This is a genomic window from Mesorhizobium sp. M0296 (assembly GCF_040321675.1).
In the GTDB taxonomy this organism is placed as follows: Bacteria; Pseudomonadota; Alphaproteobacteria; order Rhizobiales; family Rhizobiaceae; genus Mesorhizobium.
This window is the reverse complement of record NZ_JAMYRZ010000052.1, coordinates 1-18,446: the sequence shown is the minus strand read 5'-3', so window position 1 is coordinate 18,446 and position 18,446 is coordinate 1. Positions and strand designations below refer to the sequence as shown.

19 protein-coding genes and 1 pseudogene are annotated in these 18,446 nt (G+C 62.3%); 16 read left to right on the top strand and 4 right to left on the bottom strand.

The window, feature by feature from the left end; translation table 11 throughout:
• Positions 1 to 3 precede the first annotated feature (3 nt).
• Genes NKI97_RS31430 through fabD form a run of 3 tightly spaced genes read right to left on the bottom strand, consistent with a single transcriptional unit; the run spans position 4 to position 1,505 of the window.
• Entirely contained in the window at positions 4 to 270 is a 267-nt protein-coding gene (locus NKI97_RS31430; RefSeq protein WP_352471092.1) for a type II toxin-antitoxin system RelE family toxin, read from the bottom strand.
• Positions 254 to 475, bottom strand: coding sequence for a type II toxin-antitoxin system RelB family antitoxin (gene relB / locus NKI97_RS31425; protein WP_352467166.1), 222 nt, complete (start codon positions 473 to 475; stop codon positions 254 to 256). Before relB ends, NKI97_RS31430 begins: the two co-directional genes overlap by 17 nt.
• Positions 476 to 527: 52 nt before the next feature.
• Positions 528 to 1,505 (bottom strand): ACP S-malonyltransferase, encoded by a 978-nt coding sequence (fabD, locus tag NKI97_RS31420; protein ID WP_352838196.1) that lies wholly within the window; start codon positions 1,503 to 1,505, stop codon positions 528 to 530.
• A 247-nt stretch (positions 1,506 to 1,752) separates the two neighbouring features.
• On the opposite strand from fabD, the gene NKI97_RS31415 reads away from it, so the two are divergent.
• Entirely contained in the window at positions 1,753 to 3,678 is a 1,926-nt protein-coding gene (locus NKI97_RS31415) for an LTA synthase family protein (protein WP_352493155.1), read from the top strand.
• Between the two features lie 1,484 nt (positions 3,679 to 5,162).
• On the opposite strand, the pseudogene NKI97_RS31410 reads toward NKI97_RS31415, so the two are convergent.
• Positions 5,163 to 5,219, bottom strand: a pseudogene (locus tag NKI97_RS31410) (hypothetical protein); the annotation flags it as partial.
• A gap of 503 nt (positions 5,220 to 5,722) precedes the next feature.
• Between NKI97_RS31410 and rpsF the strand changes: the two are divergent.
• The 15 genes from rpsF to NKI97_RS31335 all read left to right on the top strand — a co-directional run bounded on the left by rpsF (position 5,723) and on the right by NKI97_RS31335 (position 18,257).
• Positions 5,723 to 6,223 carry a 30S ribosomal protein S6 gene (rpsF, locus tag NKI97_RS31405; protein WP_292663863.1) on the top strand — a complete coding sequence of 167 codons (501 nt, stop codon included), beginning with the start codon at positions 5,723 to 5,725 and terminating at the stop codon, positions 6,221 to 6,223.
• Positions 6,223 to 6,471 (top strand): 30S ribosomal protein S18, encoded by a 249-nt coding sequence (gene rpsR / locus NKI97_RS31400; protein ID WP_006203718.1) that lies wholly within the window; start codon positions 6,223 to 6,225, stop codon positions 6,469 to 6,471. Before rpsF ends, rpsR begins: the two co-directional genes overlap by 1 nt.
• A 211-nt stretch (positions 6,472 to 6,682) precedes the next feature.
• Complete coding sequence (rplI, locus tag NKI97_RS31395; protein WP_254820243.1) at positions 6,683 to 7,267, top strand: 50S ribosomal protein L9; 585 nt, start codon at positions 6,683 to 6,685, stop codon at positions 7,265 to 7,267.
• Positions 7,268 to 7,420: 153 nt separating this feature from the next.
• Positions 7,421 to 8,710: a cyclopropane fatty acid synthase gene (locus tag NKI97_RS31390; protein ID WP_352453220.1), complete on the top strand. Its 1,290-nt coding sequence runs from the start codon at positions 7,421 to 7,423 to the stop codon at positions 8,708 to 8,710.
• 80 nt (positions 8,711 to 8,790) lie between these two features.
• Positions 8,791 to 9,114 (top strand): YnfA family protein, encoded by a 324-nt coding sequence (locus NKI97_RS31385; RefSeq protein WP_352569674.1) that lies wholly within the window; start codon positions 8,791 to 8,793, stop codon positions 9,112 to 9,114.
• A 3-nt stretch (positions 9,115 to 9,117) separates the two neighbouring features.
• On the top strand, positions 9,118 to 10,086 hold the full coding sequence (locus NKI97_RS31380) for a small ribosomal subunit Rsm22 family protein (RefSeq protein WP_352838193.1): 969 nt from the start codon (positions 9,118 to 9,120) through the stop codon (positions 10,084 to 10,086).
• A 206-nt stretch (positions 10,087 to 10,292) separates the two neighbouring features.
• A complete protein-coding gene (locus tag NKI97_RS31375) occupies positions 10,293 to 11,783 on the top strand; it encodes a replicative DNA helicase (protein ID WP_352838191.1) in 1,491 nt (496 codons plus the stop codon).
• Positions 11,784 to 11,804: 21 nt separating this feature from the next.
• The gene (locus tag NKI97_RS31370) at positions 11,805 to 12,410 is read left to right on the top strand and encodes a hypothetical protein (RefSeq protein WP_352453217.1); all 606 of its coding nucleotides are present in this window, start codon (positions 11,805 to 11,807) and stop codon (positions 12,408 to 12,410) included.
• On the top strand, positions 12,410 to 13,828 hold the full coding sequence (radA, locus tag NKI97_RS31365; RefSeq protein ID WP_352453216.1) for a DNA repair protein RadA: 1,419 nt from the start codon (positions 12,410 to 12,412) through the stop codon (positions 13,826 to 13,828). Before NKI97_RS31370 ends, radA begins: the two co-directional genes overlap by 1 nt.
• Before the next feature lie 47 nt (positions 13,829 to 13,875).
• Positions 13,876 to 14,547 (top strand): CvpA family protein, encoded by a 672-nt coding sequence (locus NKI97_RS31360; RefSeq protein ID WP_023677716.1) that lies wholly within the window; start codon positions 13,876 to 13,878, stop codon positions 14,545 to 14,547.
• A gap of 125 nt (positions 14,548 to 14,672) precedes the next feature.
• Positions 14,673 to 16,142: an amidophosphoribosyltransferase gene (gene purF, locus NKI97_RS31355; RefSeq protein WP_023677717.1), complete on the top strand. Its 1,470-nt coding sequence runs from the start codon at positions 14,673 to 14,675 to the stop codon at positions 16,140 to 16,142.
• A gap of 14 nt (positions 16,143 to 16,156) precedes the next feature.
• Positions 16,157 to 16,426 (top strand): hypothetical protein, encoded by a 270-nt coding sequence (locus NKI97_RS31350; protein WP_352453215.1) that lies wholly within the window; start codon positions 16,157 to 16,159, stop codon positions 16,424 to 16,426.
• A 23-nt stretch (positions 16,427 to 16,449) separates the two neighbouring features.
• A complete protein-coding gene (locus tag NKI97_RS31345) occupies positions 16,450 to 17,196 on the top strand; it encodes an SDR family NAD(P)-dependent oxidoreductase (protein WP_352453214.1) in 747 nt (248 codons plus the stop codon).
• Between the two features lie 88 nt (positions 17,197 to 17,284).
• A complete protein-coding gene (locus tag NKI97_RS31340) occupies positions 17,285 to 17,905 on the top strand; it encodes a hypothetical protein (protein WP_352453237.1) in 621 nt (206 codons plus the stop codon).
• 130 nt (positions 17,906 to 18,035) lie between these two features.
• Positions 18,036 to 18,257: a hypothetical protein gene (locus NKI97_RS31335; RefSeq protein WP_254820234.1), complete on the top strand. Its 222-nt coding sequence runs from the start codon at positions 18,036 to 18,038 to the stop codon at positions 18,255 to 18,257.
• Positions 18,258 to 18,446 lie beyond the last annotated feature (189 nt).

Below are 18,446 nucleotides of genomic sequence, written 5' to 3'. Positions count from 1 at the left end.
CGGCTATCTGTAAACGTTGCCGCGGTGGCCTATGGTTACCACCAGAATGACGAGCCGGTTATCCTGCACATCGCAAATGATGCGATAATCCCCGACGCGATATCTCCAAAAGGTTGCGAGCGGGCCCTTCAGCGGTTTGCCGAGTTCACGCGGGTTGTCGAGAACGGCAATGCGGTTTTCAATAAAATCACGGATACGGTGACGTGTCTGCGGATCCAGTTTTTCGACAAATTTTCGCGCCGAGTGGGCGTATTCAAGCGTCCAGGCCACGCCAGAAGTCCTCGGCTCTCATGACGTCTTCTTCACCACGCCTGATCCGCTCAACGACTTCGGCAGCCAGGTAGTAATCCTCCAAGTCCTCCAGACCACGTTCAATGAGCTCGCGCAGATAGTAGGCCTTGCTGCGACCAGTCTTGGCCGCGAGAAAATCCAGGCGCTGCTCGACTTCAGGAGAAAGGCGGATCGATGTGGGCATGCCGCACCTTGTTGCGATACATGTATTCATGTAGCGGCAAGCACTGATGAATTCAAGCTGCGTGGTCACCCAAGGCGGCAAGTGCCGTCTCGACCTCCGCCGCCGATCCGATGCTGCTGGTGGCAATGTCGCGGTTGATGCGGCGGGCCAGCCCCGACAGCACCTTGCCGGCGCCCACTTCGTAAAGCGTCACAACGCCGTTGCTGCCGAACCACTCCACCGTTTCGCGCCAGCGCACGCGCCCGATCACCTGTTCGACGAGTCGGCGGGCGATCTCGTCGGGATCGCTCGTCGGGGTCACCGTAACATTGGAGACCAGCGGCACGACCGGCGCACTCTTCGTCACGGCGGCCAGCGCCTCCCGCATGATCTCGGCCGCAGGCTTCATCAATGCCGAATGGAAGGGCGCCGAGACCTGCAGCATCAGCGCCCGCTTGGCGCCCTTCTCCGTGCATAGCCTCGCCGCCAGTTCGACCGCTGGCCTGGCGCCGGAGATCACCAGCTGGCCGCCGCCATTGTCATTGGCGATCTGGCAAACCAAGGCTTGTGCGGGATCTTTGGCGGCGCCCTGGGCGGCCTCTGCGCAAGCGGCTTCGACGTCGGCCTGTTCCAGCCCGATGATCGCCGCCATGGCGCCCTCGCCGGCCGGCACAGCCGCCTGCATGGCATTGCCGCGGATGCGCAACAGCCGGGCGGCGTCGGCGACCGAAACGAAACCTGCGGCCGCAAGTGCCGAATATTCGCCGAGCGAGTGGCCGGCGACATAGGTGACCTTGCCGTTCAGGGAGAAGCCGCGCGCCTCCAGCGCCCGGATTGCGGCAAGCGACACCGCCATCAGCGCCGGCTGGGCGTTGGCGGTCAGCGTCAGCGTCTCTTCCGGGCCTTCCCAGATCAGCTTCGATAGGTTTTCGCCGAGCGCGTCGTCAACTTCCTCGAAGATCCGCCGCGATTCCACAAAGGTATCGGCGAGGTCCTTGCCCATGCCGACAGCCTGGCTGCCCTGCCCCGGAAAGGTGAATGCGATGGCCATCGGCGGCTCCCAGCTGCTGGTTCACGTTGCCTGTGACGCAAGGCGTGCGGCCAAGTCAAGTCCAACCTTGATCGCGTAATATCGGCCGAGTGCCTGTTTCGGCAGACTTTTTGGCGATCACTCATGATGAAAACCGCTCACGATTTGTTTGCTGGCTCTTCTTATTTCCGCCACAGGCGCTAGGCTTTGCGTGACAGTTCGATGACAATCGAGTGACGCTTTTGTTGCGGGCCGGGGAACTATTGAAGTGGCAAAGACCAAGCAGAGCGCAGCCGAGGCGGCGCCCCAGTTTCTTGAAGGCGATCCGTCGACCGGCTATCTGCCGGCGCGCAAATGGCCTGTCATCCGCTATGGCCTTATCAGCTTGCTGGCTGCGGCCATCCTTGTGTTTGCCATCGAACTGATCGTGCGCGGCAACTTTGCCGGCACCATTGATTTCTTTCTGCAGCCTTTCAAACCCGGCTGGACCACGATCATCATTTTTGCGCTGATCCTCATCGGCCTCGACGCCGTGCTCGGCCGCAGTCATCAGAGCCTGATGATCGTCGCGCCGCTGACATTGTCGCTGGCGTTCGTCGGCCACCAGAAGTCGCTGTATCTCGGCGATCCGCTCTATCCGACCGATTTCCTTTATTCCCGGCAGATCGTGGCACTGATGCCGCTTCTGGTACGCGATCGCCCGGGAACCGCCATTGCCCTGGCGATCGGCATCGTCGGCGGGCTGTCGCTGCTCGTCTATGGCTGGCGGCTATGGCGCCGCCGCGTTCCGGCGCTCAGCCACAAGGGCCGCCTTGCCCGGCTGACGCTGACAGTACCGCTGATCGCCTTCTTCGTTTCCATCATGGACTATGCCACTTTCTCGTGGACGCGCGACCGGCTGCAGATCATCCCGATCATGTGGGACCAGAAGGAAAACTATGCCTCAAACGGTTTTGCGCTCGCCTTCGCGCTTAACGTTCCGATGGCGCATGTCTCGGCGCCGCCCGGCTATTCCGACAAGGCGATCGAAGCGATCGGCAAACCGCAGGTGACCGCCTCGGTACCTGCCGAGAAGCCCGACATCATCGTCGTCATGAGCGAATCCTTCTGGGATCCGACCAAGCTGCCTGGCGTCACCATCACACCCGACCCGATCCCCAATGTGCGGGCACTGCGCACGGGTTACATGTTCTCGCCCGAGTTCGGCGGCATGACGGCCAACATCGAGTTCGAGGCCCTGACCGGCTTTTCCAACGCCTTCCTGCCGGCGGGCAGCATTCCCTACCAGCAATATGTGCGGACACCGACTCCCTCGCTGGCGACCTTCCTGAAAAGTCAGGGCTACCGGGCGCGCGCCATCCATCCCGGCACCAATTGGTTCTGGAACCGGGGGGCCGTCTATGCCGATTTCGGCTTCAACGACTTCAAGTCCGAGGAGACGTTGCCGCCCATGCAGAAGCGCGGACCGCTCGCGTCGGACGCTGCGATGACCGACGAGATCATCCACGAAGCCGATACCAGCGCCGAGCCGGTGTTCTTTTTCGCCGTCAGCCTGCAGAACCACGGGCCGTATGAGCCGTATCGCTATAACAATCCGACCCACAAGGTGCAGGCGCCGATCAGCCAATGGGCCCGTGAATCGCTGTTGAGCTATGCCGAAGGCTCTTCCGACGCGGACCGCGGCCTCGAGCGGCTGATCGAATGGGCGAAGAAACGCGAGCGGCCGACCGTCATCGCGTTCTTCGGCGACCATCTGCCGCCGCTTGGGCCGGTCTACGTCGAGACCGGCTTCCTGAAGGACAATGTTGCGCCGCGCAAGGAGGCGGCCGACCAGATGCTGCTGCACCACCAGACGCCGCTGATCGTCTGGTCGAATCGCAGCGGCCCGGCCGAGGATCTAGGCGCCGTCAGCCCGTCCTTCCTGCCCTACCATATCCTGAAGACAGCCGGCATCAGCCATCCCTATTACACCGGCTTCCTCGGACAGTTGCGAGAGCGCTACCGCGTTATCGACCGCAATTTGCTTTTGGCACCGGGGGGCGACGCCACCCCCGATTGGTCGCGTCAGAAAGAGATCGATCCGGCAATCCGCGACTTCCGTCTGCTGCAATACGACATGATGTTCGGCAAGCGCCATGCCGCGCCCGATTTCTTCCCCGAAACCACAGGCAAAGTGGCTGCACACACGAGTTGAGCAGCGGCGGCGGGAGAGCGGCCGACGTCGTTCAGTTCGTCAAGTGCAGTTGCGAAATCGAGCTTCCGATTTTCAGGAAGACGCTTTCGAGCTGACTGACGTCGTTGGTCGGGTAATAATCCGACGGCGACGATGCGCAGGCCTCGTAGAGCTTGCGGTTGGCTGCGGTGTCGGCCTGCAGCAGCACTGTGAATATCTGCACGTCCTGCTTCTTCAATGTGTTGCATACATTGGTTGCATACATTGGTTGTCCAATCGTCGACATTGCGCGCAGCCGCGGTCTGGTCGCTGGATCCAAACCGACCCGAGGCCAGGAATCCGTAGGAGCCATAGTCCGACTTCTGTGGCGTATCCTTCGCGCCATAGACAACATTCTCGCCGTCGGTGAGCAGCAGCACCGTTTTGGTCGTGCCTGACGACCTGAACGGCGCGCCGTCGCTGTAAGGCGCTTCCGGCGAGAGCACCCGCATCCCCCATGACAAGCCTTCCGAAACATTGGTCCCCGAGCCGTTCCATTCGATCATCTCACCGACGGCCTTCCGCAATTTGTCGAAATCATCGGTCAGCGGCACTATCGGCGTCGGACAGGCCCGGTTTGGGCCGATAGTCAGTGGGCCTCTCTTGTCGTTGATCAGCTTCATCGTCGAAACACTGTACTTCGCCATGTCGCTGGTGAGGCCGGGAAGCATGGTGACAACGGTATCGTCGAGATAGGAATTGTTGTAGCCGGTCGCTGAATTGCCGTAGGAGCTGGTTGGATTTTTAGCGTTACCTGGATCGTCCGGCGCGAAATAGGGTACGAACAGGGTGTCCGGTTTGTTTTGGTCGGGCGAAATGTCGGAAACATTGTTGGTTCCGGGCCGCGCTTCGACGCAGCCTCTCCATTCGACGCCCAATTGCTTGAACAGGTCCATATGGTTGACGCGCTTGCCGCCGACCAAGGGGAAATTGGCGCCATTGTTCGGCGATTTGCCGGCCATGTCGATCCAGGCCGGATCGTAGTCCTCGCCCTTGACGTTGACGGCGGTGACGAACGGCACCACCGCGACACGTACGCTGCGCGTCGGCGACTTCGCCGCTTCGAGCATATCGATCAGGGCCGTCGCCGCCGTCCGCAATGCGCCGATGCGATCGTTGCTGGCCATCGACCCGGTATTGTCGAGCACCAGCACGACTTCGAGCTGATTGGTCGATTCGACGGCGCCGGCATCGACGGTGATGCGCTTGTCGTCGCCGAACAGGAAGGCGAAGTTCAAATTGACGTCCGCCATGGCGACAGCCTTTGTCTGGATGTAATTGAGGCCCCTTTCCACGGTAAGCGTCGCTTCGGCGTTCCTCAACTCGCTGTGGCCGGCGACATTGGTCTGGAAGTAGCGGTCGAAGACGTCCTTGCGCGAAGCCTCGATGTCGCCGAGATGCGAAGATGCAAGGTTCGCGGCATCGAGCGCGTTCTGCAAGCTGACCTTGGCCCTCATCAAGGTGGACACGTCCACGGCAAAGGCGACGGCGGTCAGAACCGCAGGCAGCCCGAACGCCAGCATCAGGGCAAAGTTGCCGCTCTTCGAACGGCAGAATTTGTCGAAAAGCATTTTTGTCCCCAAAACCGCCTTGCTGCCGACCTCGCGCAGACTGTTTGCTTTTGCATCGGCATGATGAACGACGGGTTGCCGCCACGCCCGCCGGTGCTGGAACTTCGCATGGTGGTTAAGGTCCGGTTTCAGGAAATCCGTAAGCCTTGCCATCGAGGCCCGTGGCGCTCTGGGACGGTAGGGCCGTTTGCCCATGCGTTTGGCCTTGCTTTGCGGTCAAATTCCTGTATAGACGCCCGCAATCTGCCGGTCCTTGCTGGGGGCTGAACGGAGGGCCGGAGGTTTTTCGAAACCTTCGCGTGAAGCCAGAAGCGCTTCCGCCTCCCGTGTCTCCGCTCTCGACCGTCTCGTCATGCTCCTTTCTTCCCCGCCTTCGCAAGGATTGCGGGTCAGAGAAGTTGCAGAGGCTTTTGCCGCCGGGAACCGGGAGAGAAACGAAGAAAGGCACGAACACTATGGCTCTATACGAACATGTGTTTCTTGCCCGGCAGGATCTCTCGCAGCAGCAGGTCGATGCGCTTGTCGAACAGTACAAGGGCGTCATCACCGCGAATGGCGGGTCCGTCGGCCGGGTCGAGAACTGGGGACTGAAGTCCCTCACCTACCGGGTCAACAAGAACCGGAAGGCATACTATACACTCATGGACATCACCTGCCCGCCGGCCGCGCTCAATGAAATGGAGCGCCAGATGGGCCTGTCCGAGGACGTGCTGCGTTTCCTGACCATCAAGGTCGATGCGCATGAGGAAGGTCCGTCGGCAATGATGCAGAAGCGCGAAGAGCGCTCGGAACGCGGCGGCTTCGGCGACCGCGACCGTGGCGATCGTGGCCCGCGCTCATTCGGCGACCGCGATCGCGGTGACCGTGGTGATCGTCCGCCGCGCAGCTTCGGCGATGGCGGTGCCGATCGTGGCCCGCGCCGTCCGCGCGAAGGCTTTGAAGGAGCCGCAGAATAATGGTCGACATCAACCAGATCCCAACCCGGCGCCCCTTCCACCGTCGCCGCAAGACTTGCCCGTTCTCCGGCGCCAACGCGCCGAAGATCGACTACAAGGACGTGCGGCTTCTGCAGCGCTACATCTCCGAGCGCGGCAAGATCGTGCCATCGCGTATCACCGCCGTCAGCCAGAAGAAGCAGCGCGAACTCGCCAAGGCGATCAAGCGCGCCCGCTTCCTCGGCCTGCTGCCCTACGTGGTCCGCTAAAATCTACGCGGGCGGTTCGCCGCCCGCTTTTCCCACGGCGACGGGCGCCGCAGGGTTTGCCATCAAAATCCCGGGTTGGATTTCGACAAGAGATCCTAACTGCCGCGACAGGCAGGACAGCGACACAGGCGGCGACGCCCCAGCTTCCTGACCTGTTCCAGACAACTCGGCGCCGATCCTGAGGATAGCGCCCAAGTGAAGGAACAAAACCATGGAAGTCATTCTTCTCGAACGCGTTTCCCGCCTCGGCCAGATGGGCGATACCGTCAAGGTCAAGGACGGGTTCGCCCGCAATTTCCTGCTGCCGCAAGGCAAGGCGCTGCGCGCCAACGAAGCTAACAAGAAGAAGTTCGAGGGACAGCGGGCCCAGCTCGAAGCCCGCAACCTGGAGCGCAAGTCCGAAGCCGCGCAGATTGCAGAAAAGCTCGACGGCAAGAGCTTCATCGCCGTGCGCTCGGCCGGCGAAACCGGTCAGCTTTATGGTTCGGTCTCGACGCGCGACATCGCCGAGCTGGTGACGGCGGAAGGTTTTTCGGTCAACCGCAACCAGATCCTGCTCAACCAGCCAATCAAGACCATCGGCGTCACCAATGTGGCGATCGCACTGCACCCGGAAGTCGAGGTTACCATCACGCTCAACATTGCCCGCACGGCCGACGAAGCCGAGCGCCAGGCCAAGGGCGAAACACTGACCACCGCCGAAGCCATCTACGGCGAGGACATCAACGATAATGCGCGGCCGGAAAACTTCTTCGATCCGAATGCCGAGTTCGAAGGCGGCGAAGACAACGGCTGATCGTGATTCGTCGGCATTCGCCGGCTAATCGCTATTCTGGACCAATGCCCGGGCCTCGTACCCGGGCATTTTTATGCCAAATGGAACTTTTCGAACCCCTATATCTTGATGCAGAATAGGACAGCATGTCTGGCCGAGAGGGGACAATTGGTCATGAATATTCTGCTGAAACGCGTTCTCGACCGCCTGGTCCGCATAGGCAATCTCAAGGTGACAGGGCCGCAAGGCTCGATGGTGACTTTCGGTGACGGCAGCGGCGAGCCGGTGCACATGCACATCAAGACAAGGCATGCCGAGCGCGCAATAACCTTCGATCCGATGCTGGCGGTGCCGGAAGCCTACATGGACGGTGAACTCGACATTCTCGAGGGCGGCGTGCTGGGGGTGATGCGAATTGCCTTCCAGAACATGGGCAGCGGCGGTATCGATGCCACCTGGTCGAAGGCGATCGAAGGTCTGCGCCACGCCTTCCGGCGCCTGCAGCAGATCAACACGGCGTCGCGGGCGCGCCGCAACGTGCAGCGCCATTACGATCTGTCGGGCGACCTCTACCGCCTCTTCCTCGATGAGGACATGCAGTATTCCTGCGCCTATTTCGAGCAGCCGGATATGACGCTCGACGAGGCACAATCAGCCAAGAAGCGCCACATTGCCGCCAAGCTCAGGCTGAAGGCCGGCCAGACGGTTCTTGATATCGGCTCCGGCTGGGGTGGGCTTGGGCTCTATCTAGCCAAGGCGTTCGACGTCGACGTGCAAGGCGTGACGCTGTCGACCGAGCAGCACGGCGTCGCCACCGACCGCGCCCATGCGCAAGGCCTGCAAAACCGGGTGCATTTCGACATCAAGGACTATCGCGAGCTCAATGAGCGTTTCGACCGCATCGTCTCCGTCGGCATGTTCGAGCATGTCGGGGTCAATCATTTCCGCACCTTCTTCGACAAGTCGGCGACGCTGCTGAAGCCGGACGGCGTCATGCTGCTGCACACGATCGGCCGCTCCGGCGTGCCGTGGGCAACCAGCGCCTTCATCCGCAAGTACATCTTCCCGGGCGGCTACATCCCGTCGCTATCCGAAGTGATGCCGGCCATCGAAAAATCGGGGCTCGTCGTCACCGATATCGAGGTTCTGCGGCTGCATTATGCGGAGACGCTGAAGCATTGGGGCGAGCGCTTCGCCGCCAACCGCGACAAGGCCAAGGCGATTTATGACGAGCGCTTCTGCCGCATGTGGGAGTTCTATCTTGCCGCCTCGGAAGCTGCCTTCCGCTGGCAGGATCTGGTGATCTTCCAGATCCAGATTGCCAAGAAGAACGACACGCTGCCGATGACGCGCGACTACATGGCCAGTTGCGAGAAGGCGCTGGAGATGCGCGATCTTGGACGTCGCGAAAAAGCTCCGGTGGCCAAGCCCACTCGCCGCCGCAAGGTGGCGGATCCGGAGTAGACTGCCGCATCACGCCATTGCCGCTTGCCATTGCCGGCCGGCACGCTGAAAAGGGTCCTGTCAACGCGGGACCTTTTTTCATGACCTACCTCCTCTACGTCGCCGCCGCACTTGCCGAGATCGCCGGCTGCTTTTCGCTCTGGGCGTGGTGGCGGCTGGACAAGTCGCCGCTGTGGTTGGCGCCCGGTCTCGTCTCGCTCGTGCTATTCGCGTGGCTGCTGGCGCTGGTCGACACCAGCGCGGCGGGCCGGGCCTATGCCGCCTATGGCGGCATCTACATTGCCGCCTCGCTGGCCTGGTTGTGGCTGGCGGAAGGCGTGCACCCCGACCGCTGGGATCTTGCCGGTGCCGCGATCTGCATCGTTGGCGCCTCGGTCATTCTGCTCGCACCTCGGACTGCCTAAGCGATGGAACTGCCCGTCCCGCTTAGACAAGGCGTCGACCGCCTTCTCGAACAGGTGCCGTTGCCGATGCTTAAGCAAGCGGCAAAGACGCTGTCGGACCGCTACCGCGCAGAGTTGCGCGACGGTCGCCTGCACATGGCCGAAGACATGGCGGTGAAGGCCTATCTGGCAACGCGGCTGCCGGCGACCTATGCCGCCATCCGCGCCAGCCTCGATGCGGTCAGCGAGGCACGGCCGGATTTTTTCCCAAAAACCCTGCTCGATGTCGGCGCCGGCCCTGGTACGGTGCTTTGGGCCACAATCGATCTCTGGCCCGATCTCGAACAGGCGGTGCTGCTCGAGGCCGGTGCCGCGGTGCGACGCGTCGGCGAGGCGCTTGCCGCCGAGGCGGTCACTGCCAGGACCGCCTGGCGGACCGGCGATGTCACTATCGACCTGGCCGAGCTGGAGCCGGCCGAGCTGGTGACCTCAGCCTATGTGCTGGACGAGATCGCGCCGGCATCGCTGGCAAAACTCGTCGACCGGCTCTGGCAGCTGACCGCCGACACGCTGCTGGTCGTAGAGCCAGGCACGCCGGCCGGCTGGCAGCGCATCCTTGCCGTGCGCCGACAGCTGATCGAGGCGGGCGCGCATGTGCTCGCGCCATGTCCGCATGAGGCGCCCTGCCCGCTCGTCGCTCCCGACTGGTGCCATTTCGCCCGTCGCGTCGCCCGCTCGCGCCTGCACCGGCTGGCCAAGGATGCCGAGGTGCCGTGGGAGGACGAGAAATTCATCTTTGTCGCCGCATCCCGCCATCCGGCCGCTCCGTCCCGGGCGCGGGTGATCGCACCGCCGAAATCGGGCTCCGGCAAGGTCTTGCTGAAGCTTTGCCAACAGGATGGGAGTGCTGCCGAGCGACTGTTCACCAAGCGCGACGGCGAGACGTTCAAGGCCGCGCGGCGACTGGATTGGGGTGATGCCTTGCCGGAATGACCGGCAGCTATTTTCCTGTTTTGTTCTCGCCTGAGAACGGCTAGGCTCGCCATCTTGATTCGAGTCAATCGAGATTCTTTCCACCGAAAGATCCTGGCTGTGAATCGCGGGCATCAAAGTTGGTTGGTTGGGGACTGATGCAGATAAGTCATCACCGACTTGTCTCGTTCTGATATCGAGAGACGGGGATCAGGACCGGGGACATCATGGCAGAGGCAGCACGAAAATTCGGCGTGGCGGAAACACCGCTCTATCGCGAGGCGCCGAACAATATCGAGGCCGAGCAGGCGCTGCTCGGCGCCATACTGGTCAACAACGATGCCTTCTACCGCGTCTCCGACTTCCTGAAGCCCGGCCATTTCTACGAGCCGCTGCATAGAAAGATCTTCGAGGTCGCGGCCGAGCTCATCCGCATGGGCAAGATCGCGACGCCGATCACGCTGAAGACCTTCCTGCCGGCCGACGAGAAGGTCGGCGACATGACGGTGGCGCAATATGTCGTGCGGTTGGCGGTCGAGGCCGTCACCGTCGTCAACGCCACCGACTATGGCCGCGCCATCTACGATCTGGCGACGCGGCGCGCGCTAATCACTGTCGGCGAGGACATGGTGAACATCGCCTATGACGCGCCGGTCGACATGTCGCCTTCCGACCAGATCGAGGATGCCGAGCGGCGCCTGTTCGAATTGGCCGAAACCGGCCGCTACGATGGCGGCTTCGAGAGCTTCACCGATGCCGTCAAGACCGCCGTCGACATGGCCAATGCGGCTTATATGCGCGACGGGCATTTGTCGGGCGTTGCTAGCGGCTTGCGCGATCTCGACCGCCGCATGGGCGGCCTGCAGTCGTCCGACCTGATCATCATTGCCGGCCGCCCCGGCATGGGCAAGACCTCGCTCGCCACCAATATCGCCTTCAACATCGCCGAGGCCTATGTCCCGGCGCAGCAGGCGGACGGCTCGTTCAAGGCGGCCAATGGCGGCGTCGTCGGCTTCTTTTCGCTCGAAATGTCATCCGAACAGCTGGCCACCCGCATTATTTCCGAACAGACGGAAATCCCGTCGTCGAAAATCCGGCGCGGCGAGATCAGCGAGATGGATTTCGAAAAGCTGGTCGCCTGCTCGCAGACAATGCAGAAAATCCCGCTGTTCATCGACCAGACCGGCGGCATTTCCATCGCTCAGCTGTCGGCCCGCGCGCGTCGCCTGAAGCGCCAGCGCGGCCTCGACGTCATCGTTATCGACTATATCCAGCTGATGCAGGGATCGAGCGCGAAATCCTCGCAAAACCGCGTCCAGGAAATCACCGAGATCACCACCGGCCTCAAGGCACTAGCCAAGGAGCTGGCGGTGCCGATCATCGCGCTGTCGCAGCTGTCGCGCCAGGTCGAGAGCCGCGACGACAAGCGCCCGCAGCTTTCGGATCTGCGCGAATCGGGCTCCATCGAGCAGGACGCCGACGTGGTGCTGTTCGTCTACCGCGAGGAATATTATCTGAAGAACCGCGAGCCGAAGCCGGGCACCGACGAATACATCAAATGGGAACACGAGATGAACGAGATGCGCGGTAAGGCCGAGGTCATCGTCGCCAAACAGCGCCACGGCCCAACGGGATCGGTCAGCCTCGCCTTCCAGGGCGAATTCACCCGCTTCTCGGACCTTGCGGAAGAGCATCATTTGCCGGATCGGTTCGAGTAGGCATTGTCGCGGAGCAGCCGATTGGACTTTAGCGATATCTACCAAAGGATAAAATTCGAAGAGTATGACATCTCCGAGGATGAACGCGCGCAACTCACTGAATATTTGAGATCTGCCGGGTCAATTTCTCGCACGGAATCGCACGCCGGTTTGCTGGTGTTCTGCTACTCAAGCGAACCGACGCCCGAGAACGTTGAATTGGTGAGGAAATTCCTTGCCAAGCATGTCGAAGACTATTCGCGAAGCGCGGCAGTGACCGGCCTCTATCGGATTTGGAAGCTGGGAACGACTCGCGACATCGATAATCTTCTGGGCCTTTTGGCACTTTGGTCAGGGGACTCTCGGCAGAGTACGTCTGTCGCTGCGATCGGGTGTGCATTCCTTCTCATGCATCGGCTTCAGGACCGCCGCCTCTCGTTAGCGCTCAGGCGATTGTTCGAAACGCTGCATGAAGCAGTCAGGCGAGACAATGATTTGGCGGTAAATTTGTTCATCTATGCATGTTGGTCGGCATACGACAATTGGGCTCAGAGCAACGGCCAGCGCCGCACTCATTTCGATACAGTCGAAAATGCTTTGCCGATTTACTGGGATCGTTCCAAATACCTCTTGGAACCAATAAACTGATGGCCAAATCCCGTATCCAGTTCATCTGCCAGAATTGCGGTTCGGTGCATCAGCGCTGGGCCGGCAAATGCGATGCCTGCGGCGAGTGGAACACGCTGGTCGAGGAAGGCACGTCAGGCGGCATAGGTTCCGGCCCGGCCAATACGCGCAATGCACGCAAGGGCCGCGCGGTGGTGCTGACCAGCCTCTCCGGCGACATCGAGGACGCGCCGCGCATCGTCTCCGGCATCGGCGAACTCGACCGCGCCACCGGCGGCGGCTTCGTGCGCGGCTCGGCGCTGCTGGTCGGCGGCGATCCCGGCATCGGCAAGTCGACGCTGCTCACCCAGGCCGCGGCCGCGCTGGCGGCAAAGGGCCACCGCATCGTCTATGTCTCGGGCGAAGAGGCGGTCGCGCAGATCAGGCTGCGCGCCCAGCGGCTCGGCGTCGCCGACACCCCGGTCGAGCTCGCCGCCGAAACCAATGTCGAGGACATCCTCGCCACCATCGCCGATGGCAAGCGGCCGGATCTGGTCATTCTCGATTCGATCCAGACGCTGTGGACCGATATGGCCGATTCGGCGCCCGGCACGGTGACCCAGGTGCGTGCCGCCGCCCAGGCGATGATCCGCTACGCAAAATCCACAGGGGCGGCGATCGTTCTGGTCGGCCACGTCACCAAGGAGGGCCAGATCGCCGGACCGCGCGTCGTCGAGCACATGGTCGACGCGGTGCTCTATTTCGAGGGCGAAGGCGGCCACCACTACCGCATCCTGCGCACGGTCAAGAATCGCTTCGGGCCAACCGATGAGATCGGCGTCTTCGAAATGTCGGACAAGGGCTTGCGGGAAGTCGCCAACCCGTCCGAGCTTTTCCTCGGTGAGCGCCATGCGAAGTCGCCGGGTGCCGCGGTTTTCGCCGGCATGGAAGGCACACGGCCGGTGCTGGTCGAGATCCAGGCGCTGGTGGCGCCATCGACGCTGGGCACACCGCGCCGCGCCGTCGTCGGCTGGGACGGTGCCCGGCTGTCGATGATCCTGGCGGTTCTGGAAGCCCATTGCGGCGTCCGCTTCGGCACGCACGACGTCTATCTCAACGTTGCCGGCGGCTACCGCATTTCGGAGCCGGCGGCCGACCTGGCAGTGGCGGCGGCACTGGTTTCCTCGCTCACCGGTCTTGCCCTTCCCGCCGATTGCGTCTATTTCGGCGAAATCAGCCTTTCGGGTGCGGTGAGGCCGGTTGCGCATGCGCAGCAGCGCCTCAAGGAAGCCGAAAAGCTGGGTTTCGGACGCGCGGTTCTGCCCTTGGGCAGCGAGGAACTTGTTGGCGGCAATGGGGTCGGGGGGATCGGAGCCGGCGCTTTCCAGCCCACCGAGCTTGCCGATCTCGTGGCGCGCATAGCCGGCTCTCGGCGCAGCCGCGCCGACGAGCAAGAGTGATGCGGCTCGTCGGGCCGTGAAAAAGAGATCGGAGTGGGGCGAAAAACATGCCGATTACGCTGCTTGACGGAATTCTCGTCGGCTTCACCCTGGTCTCGGCGATGCTCGCTATGGTTCGCGGCTTTTCGCGCGAGATCCTGTCGATCATCTCCTGGGCAGCCGCCGCGGCCGCCGCCTTCTTCTTCTACAAGCCGGTGCTGCCTTACATTCAGCCCTATGTCGACAACGAAAAGGCCGCCATGGCGGCGGCCGCCGGTATCGTCTTCATTGTCGCGCTGATCGTCGTTTCGGTCATCACCATGAAGCTCGCCGACTGGATCATTGATTCCAGGATCGGCGCGCTCGATCGTACACTTGGCTTCCTCTATGGCGCGGCGCGCGGCATCCTGGTCGTCGCTGTCGCGCTGCTTTTCTTCAATTGGCTGGCCGGCGCCAAGGCTCCAGGCTGGATTGCCAATGCCAAGTCAAAGCCGTTGCTCGAATCGATCGGCGCCAAGCTCGAAAGCCTGCTGCCCGAGGATCCGGAAAACGCCATCCTCAACAAGCTCAATCCGAATCAGCCGGCCACCGAGACGCCTCTGGCCCCCGACGCGCCTGCAGCGGAAGCCCCTGCCGCCGGCGACGACGCCACTGCTCCGGCACCCGACGACAGCGATGCGCCGCCGGCCGACAATGCGCCCGCGACGCCGGCACCTGCAAACCCGGCGCCGGCAAACTGATTTCGACAGACTTGCGAGGCTCAAGACTGTCGATCATGTGAACGCCGCACGACGTGCGTTGCTTTCGATGCGCTATGACCTTATATGGCGACTTTAGCGGAGCTTGAGCCCCAATGGCAGCCTCAGTGGCAGACGCAGACGACGTGCTTTCCGCCGAAGCCGACGACCATTTCCACGACGAGTGCGGCGTGTTCGGCATTTTCGGCCGGCAGGACGCCGCAGCCATCGTAACGCTCGGTCTGCATGCGTTGCAGCATCGAGGCCAGGAAGCGGCCGGCATCGTTTCCTATGACGGCACCCAATTCCATGTCGAACGCCATGTCGGCCTGATCGGCGACACCTTTACTAAGCAGCGTGTCATCGACAGCCTGCAAGGCAACCGTGCCATCGGCCACACACGCTATGCTACCACCGGCGGCGCCGGTCTGCGCAATATCCAGCCTTTCTTCGCCGAACTTGCCGATGGCGGCTTTGCCGTCGCCCATAACGGCAATCTCACCAACGCCATGACCGTTCAGCGCGCCCTGCAGAAGCAAGGCGCCATCTTCTCTTCCACCTCCGATACCGAAACGCTCCTGCACCTGGTTGCCACCAGCAAGGAGCGCGACCTGAATTCGCGCTTCATCGATGCGGTGCGCCAAGTCGAAGGCGCCTTCTCGCTGGTGGCGATGACGTCCAAGAAGATGATCGGGTGCCGCGACCCGCTCGGCATCCGCCCGCTGGTGCTCGGCGATCTCGACGGCGCCTGGATTCTCGCCTCCGAGACCTGCGCGCTCGATATTATCGGTGCGCGTTTCGTGCGCGACCTGAAGCCCGGCGAAATGGTCGTCGTCACCAGCAAGGGCATCGAAAGCCTGTTCCCGTTCGAGCCGCAGAAGACCCGCTTCTGCATCTTCGAATATGTCTATTTCGCGCGGCCGGATTCGTCGGTCGAAGGCCGCAACGTCTATGAAGTGCGCAAGCGCATCGGCGCCGAGCTGGCGCAGGAAAGTCCGGTCGAGGCCGACATCGTCGTGCCGGTGCCGGATTCGGGCACGCCGGCGGCGATCGGCTTTTCGCAGGCCGCGGGCATTCCGTTCGAGCTCGGCATCATCCGCAATCACTATGTTGGCCGCACCTTCATCCAGCCCGGCGATTCGATCCGCCACATGGGTGTCAAGCTCAAGCACAACGCCAACCGCCGCATGATCGAAGGTAAGCGCGTGGTGCTGGTGGACGATTCGATCGTGCGCGGCACCACCAGCCAGAAGATCGTCCAGATGGTGCGCGATGCCGGCGCCAAGGAAGTGCATATGCGCATCGCTTCGCCGCCGACGCGCGCCTCCTGCTTTTACGGCGTCGACACACCGGAAAAGTCGAAGCTGCTGGCGTCGCGCATGTCGGTGGAGGAGATGGCCGAGTTCATCCGCGTCGATTCGCTCGGCTTCCTGTCGATCGACGGGCTCTACCGCGCCGTCGGCGAGGCCGGCCGCGACAACGAGCAGCCGCAATTCTGCGACGCCTGCTTCACCGGCCAGTATCCGACCCGGCTTGCCGACTTCGAAGGCTCCGACAATGTGCGCACGCTGTCGCTACTGGCGGCGGGCGGGTCTTAGCAGACGCTGCTTCAATGCTGAAGCTGTTCTGGCTGGATCTTGAAGCAGGACGCCGCCACGGTTTTCCGATGGGCGTCGGCATCACCGCAGAAGACGAAACGGATGCGGTAGATCTCGCCAAAACACGGTTGTTTGCCAGCGGAAAATTTCCAACCGCCTACAGGATCAAGATCATCCCCGATCTGGACACCCTGGACCAGAACCATGTCAGGCCGAATATCGGCCATTACCTGCGTCGGGGAATCTGGTTTCCGACCGGTTATGATAGTAGCTGGTCTCCGTAACCTTTGATCTTCAGAGTGACCTCATGATTTCTGCCCTTGACCTCTCCGGCCGCGTTGCGGTCGTCACCGGCGCCTCGCGCGGCATCGGCTATTCCATCGCCAGGGAGCTTGCCGCGGCCGGTGCGCATGTGATTGCGGTTGCTCGCACCGTCGGCGGGTTGGAAGAACTCGACGACCAGATCAAGGCAGGTGGCGGACAGGCGACGCTGGTACCGCTCGATCTTGCCGACATGGCGGGGATCGACCGGCTGGGCGGCGCCATCCACGAGCGCTGGGGCAAGCTCGACATACTGGTCGCCAACGCCGCTGTGCTCGGCGTCATCGCCCCGATCGGCCATGTCGAGGCCAAGACCTTCGAGAAGGTGATGACCATCAACGTCACCGCAACATGGCGGCTAATCCGCTCGGTCGACCCGCTGCTCAGGCTTTCCGATGCCGGCCGTGCTATCGTGCTGAGCTCCAGCCTTGCCCACTCCGCACGCGCCTTCTGGGCGCCTTATGCGGCGTCGAAGGCGGCGGTCGAGGCCATGACGCGTTCATGGGCGCATGAGACCGAAAACCTGCCGCTCAGGGTCAATGCCGCCGATCCCGGGGCAACGCGCACCGCGATGCGGGCGCAGGCCGTACCCGGCGAGGATCCTGAAACACTGCCGCACCCTTCGGAGATCGCCAAGCGTATCGTGCCGCTGGCCAGCCCTACGCTCAAGGAGACCGGGCTGATCTTCCAGGCCAAGCACAATCGCTTTGTCGCCTACCGGCAGCCGGAGTAGCCACACATCGCATTTTGCCGGAAGAATTGCACCGGCACCAACGTTGTTCGGGTGCCACAATTCGAGAAACGGAGGACCATATCGGAGACTGCTTCTCTTGACTGCCGCCGCGCTGCTTGCAGTGATCGGCGCCGCGTCGTCGCAGGAGGCAACGATGAGCTTTTTCGTCACCAGCGTCGGCTCCGGCAAAGGCGCCGATCTCGGCGGTCTCGCCGGCGCCGACGTCCATTGTAGTTCACTGGCCGAAGCCGCGGGCGTTACCGGCAAGACATGGCGCGCCTATCTCTCGACCAGCGATACCGATGCACGCGACCGTATCGGCAAAGGCCCGTGGTTCAACGCCAAGGGCGTCAAGATCGCCGATGATGTCGCTTCCCTGCATAGCGATGCCAACGCCATCACCAAACAGACGGCACTCGACGAAAAGGGCCAAATGGTCAACGGCCGCGGCGACACGCCCAACCGGCACGACGTGTTGACCGGCTCCAAGCCGGACGGCACGAAAATAGCCGACCAGACCTGCGGCGACTGGACGCTGAGCGGAGCAGAAGGTGTGGCGATGATGGGTCATCACGATCGTACCGGCCTCGATGATTCGGCAGCCGCCAAATCGTGGAATTCCTCGCATGCGTCACGCGGTGGCTGCAGCCAGGAAGCGCTGAATGGCACCGGCGGCGACGGCCTGTTCTATTGTTTTGCGGTGAACTGAACCAAAACGACCCGACGTCACGTGGCTGTGATGCCGTGGCTTAACGCCGCGCTTTGGCCCAGCTTTCGCCGCCGGGCCGGAGTTGCTAGGATCGTGCGACTCCCAAAACAAGCAGAGCGAGGAAATACTCATGGCGGCACCGAGCGTAGCGTTAGTCTGGTATCTGGTGATCGCCGGCCCGCAAGGCGGCATGGTCGTGCTGCCCAGCACATTCGACACCCGCGAACAGTGCGCCTTCGCCATAACCGAATACCAGAAGCAACCGACGCCGGCCGGCTGGTCGGTGCAGTGCGTGCCGAGCGCCTCGCCCTTCGCCGACGAGGGCGACGCCGAGGAGCCGTCGGCGCAGTAGGGACAGCGTGATCTCCCCCCTCAAGGCAGGGCTATCGCATATGAGTGATGGCATTGATGAGATAGTCGTCGTTCCAGGCGCATTTCTTGATGCGATGGCTGATGGGAACTTTGGCAGCATCGGCGGCCTGAAGGATGTTTCTGGCGAGGCGATTGAGAAGGGCCGTGTTGGCGGGGGCATTGTCCTTGC

What these genes read in the sequence shown, in the direction of transcription:
- rpsR (WP_006203718.1), top strand. Translation starts at nt 6,223, where the DNA reads ATGGTCGACATCAACCAGATCCCAACCCGGCGCCCCTTCCACCGTCGC.
- NKI97_RS31380 (WP_352838193.1), top strand. Translation starts at nt 9,118, where the DNA reads ATGGAACTGCCCGTCCCGCTTAGACAAGGCGTCGACCGCCTTCTCGAA.
- NKI97_RS31375 (WP_352838191.1), top strand. Translation starts at nt 10,293, where the DNA reads ATGGCAGAGGCAGCACGAAAATTCGGCGTGGCGGAAACACCGCTCTAT.
- NKI97_RS31350 (WP_352453215.1), top strand. Translation starts at nt 16,157, where the DNA reads ATGCTGAAGCTGTTCTGGCTGGATCTTGAAGCAGGACGCCGCCACGGT.
- rpsF (WP_292663863.1), top strand. Translation starts at nt 5,723, where the DNA reads ATGGCTCTATACGAACATGTGTTTCTTGCCCGGCAGGATCTCTCGCAG.
- NKI97_RS31385 (WP_352569674.1), top strand. Translation starts at nt 8,791, where the DNA reads ATGACCTACCTCCTCTACGTCGCCGCCGCACTTGCCGAGATCGCCGGC.
- fabD (WP_352838196.1), bottom strand. Translation starts at nt 1,505, where the DNA reads ATGGCCATCGCATTCACCTTTCCGGGGCAGGGCAGCCAGGCTGTCGGC.
- NKI97_RS31335 (WP_254820234.1), top strand. Translation starts at nt 18,036, where the DNA reads ATGGCGGCACCGAGCGTAGCGTTAGTCTGGTATCTGGTGATCGCCGGC.
- radA (WP_352453216.1), top strand. Translation starts at nt 12,410, where the DNA reads ATGGCCAAATCCCGTATCCAGTTCATCTGCCAGAATTGCGGTTCGGTG.
- NKI97_RS31390 (WP_352453220.1), top strand. Translation starts at nt 7,421, where the DNA reads ATGAATATTCTGCTGAAACGCGTTCTCGACCGCCTGGTCCGCATAGGC.
- NKI97_RS31345 (WP_352453214.1), top strand. Translation starts at nt 16,450, where the DNA reads ATGATTTCTGCCCTTGACCTCTCCGGCCGCGTTGCGGTCGTCACCGGC.
- NKI97_RS31360 (WP_023677716.1), top strand. Translation starts at nt 13,876, where the DNA reads ATGCCGATTACGCTGCTTGACGGAATTCTCGTCGGCTTCACCCTGGTC.
- rplI (WP_254820243.1), top strand. Translation starts at nt 6,683, where the DNA reads ATGGAAGTCATTCTTCTCGAACGCGTTTCCCGCCTCGGCCAGATGGGC.
- relB (WP_352467166.1), bottom strand. Translation starts at nt 475, where the DNA reads ATGCCCACATCGATCCGCCTTTCTCCTGAAGTCGAGCAGCGCCTGGAT.